This is a genomic window from Aeromonas diversa CDC 2478-85 (assembly GCF_000819805.1).
In the GTDB taxonomy this organism is placed as follows: Bacteria; Pseudomonadota; Gammaproteobacteria; order Enterobacterales; family Aeromonadaceae; genus Aeromonas; species Aeromonas diversa.
The window spans coordinates 1,575-3,597 of the sequence record NZ_CDCE01000015.1 but is presented as its reverse complement, the minus strand read 5'-3'; the positions used below and the strand labels follow the sequence as shown (position 1 = coordinate 3,597).

Sequence of the window (2,023 nt, the reverse complement as noted above, 5' to 3'; positions counted from 1 at the left end):
TATTCCCGCAACAGATTGTCTTCGCGATGATTGGAGCGGGAAACGAGACTCGAACTCGCGACCCCGACCTTGGCAAGGTCGTGCTCTACCAACTGAGCTATTCCCGCAACGGGCATCATCAACGAAATTTTGGAGCGGGAAACGAGACTCGAACTCGCGACCCCGACCTTGGCAAGGTCGTGCTCTACCAACTGAGCTATTCCCGCAACGTACGGCAGCTTGCGCTACTGCACGGGAGCCGAATTATACGAGGGGGCACTTCAATTGCAAGGGCTTTTTCGGCAGCAGCGATGCGAATGCACAAAAGCTCGCCGAATTGACGCGGCTTTAGCCCGCCCCCCACTCATCCAGACTCAGATGGTAAAGATCCGCTCCCGATAGAAGCGCAGCTCGGCCACCGACTCGCGGATGTCATCGAGGGCCTGGTGGGTCCCCTGCTTCTTGAACTCGCCAAGGATCTCGGGTTTCCAGCGACGCACCAGCTCCTTGATGGTGCTGACGTCGACATTGCGGTAGTGGAAGAAGGCCTCCAGCTCCGGCATGTGGCGCACCATGAAACGGCGATCCTGACCGATGCTGTTGCCACACATGGGGCTGGTTCGCTCGGGCACCCACTGGCGCAGGAAGGCCAGGGTCTCGGCCACGGCGGCCGCCTCGTCATGCTGGCTGGCGCGTACCCGGTCGATCAGGCCAGAGGCGCCGTGGGTGTTCTGGTTCCACTCATCCATCTTGGCGAGTTCGGCCTCGCTCTGATGGATGGCCAGCACAGGCCCCTCGGCCAACACGTTGAGATCCTTGTCGGTGACGATGGAGGCGATCTCCAGCACCACGCACTCATCGGGATCGAGGCCGGTCATCTCCATGTCGATCCACACCAGATTCTGCTCTGAAACGGTCATCTTGTTTACTCTTTGGCGGCATTTTGTGAATTTGCATGTATCATACTGGCTTTGTTTTTAGCAGCAAAACGGCGAATCGCGTGGCAAAGAGAGCGAAACTCAATCTGGGACAACAGCGGCGGGTGCAAGCCAACCGCGACAAGCGCCTGAACGATCTCAAAAAAGAGAAGGCGCCGCAGATCGATGACAGCCTGCTGGGCACCCCCGAGGAGGGGGTGGTCATCAGTCGTTTCGGCCAGCATGCGGACGTGGAGTCCCACGATGGCACCCTGGGTCGCTGCAACCTGAGACGCACCCTAGGTAGCGTGGTGTGTGGCGACAAGGTGATCTGGCGACCGGGTGGCGGCGAAGGGGTCCCCGGGGTCATCGAGGCGGTGCATCCGCGCCACTCGGTGCTGACCCGCCCCGACTTCTATGACGGGGTCAAGCCGGTGGCCGCCAACATCGATCAGATCGTCATCGTCTCCTCCGTCATGCCGGAGTTCTCCAGCAACATCATCGACCGCTACCTGGTGGCCGCCGAGGATGTGGAGATCCCGCCCTTTATCGTCCTCAACAAGGTCGACATGCTGGGGGACGCCGAGCGCGTCGCCATCGAACGTCAGCTCGACATTTACCGCGGGCTCGGCTATCCGGTGCTGCTGGTGAGCAGCCAGAGCGACGAAGGGATCGACGCCCTCAAGGCCGCCCTGGCCGACAAGGTGAGCATCTTCGTGGGCCAGTCCGGGGTCGGCAAGTCGTCGCTGACCAACGCCCTGCTGCCCGGGCTGGACGTGCTGACCGGCGAGATCTCCGAGGTCTCTGGCCTCGGTCAGCACACCACCACCACGGCGCGCCTCTACCACTTCCCGAGCGGGGGCGATCTCATCGACTCCCCGGGCATTCGCGAGTTCGCCCTCTGGCACCTGGAGCCGGAGCGGGTCACCTGGTGTTTCGTGGAGTTTCGCGACTACCTGGGTGGCTGCAAGTTCCGCGACTGCAAACACAAGGATGACCCTGGCTGCGTCTTGCGCGAGGCGGTCGAGCGGGGCGAGATCACCCGCGAGCGCTTCAGCAACTATCACCGGATCCTGGAATCGATGCAGGAAACCCGTCACGGCCGGCAGCAAGCCCGCCTCTGATCC

At 61.9% G+C, this 2,023-nt stretch carries 2 protein-coding genes and 2 tRNA genes; 1 reads left to right on the top strand and 3 read right to left on the bottom strand.

Going from position 1 to position 2,023, the window contains the following annotated elements:
- Positions 1-31: 31 nt before the first annotated feature.
- The 3 genes from BN1121_RS03435 to orn all read right to left on the bottom strand — a co-directional run bounded on the left by BN1121_RS03435 (position 32) and on the right by orn (position 899).
- Positions 32-107 (bottom strand) — tRNA-Gly (locus BN1121_RS03435).
- Positions 108-130: 23 nt separating this feature from the next.
- Positions 131-206: transfer RNA gene (locus tag BN1121_RS03430), tRNA-Gly, on the bottom strand.
- Between the two features lie 147 nt (positions 207-353).
- Positions 354-899: an oligoribonuclease gene (gene orn, locus BN1121_RS03425; RefSeq protein WP_005345769.1), complete on the bottom strand. Its 546-nt coding sequence runs from the start codon at positions 897-899 to the stop codon at positions 354-356.
- 80 nt (positions 900-979) lie between these two features.
- Here orn and rsgA point away from each other — a divergent pair, with 80 nt between their 5' ends.
- Positions 980-2,020, top strand: a complete 1,041-nt coding sequence (gene rsgA, locus BN1121_RS03420) for a small ribosomal subunit biogenesis GTPase RsgA (RefSeq protein WP_043156954.1) — start codon at positions 980-982, stop codon at positions 2,018-2,020.
- The last annotated feature ends 3 nt before the right edge of the window (positions 2,021-2,023 follow it).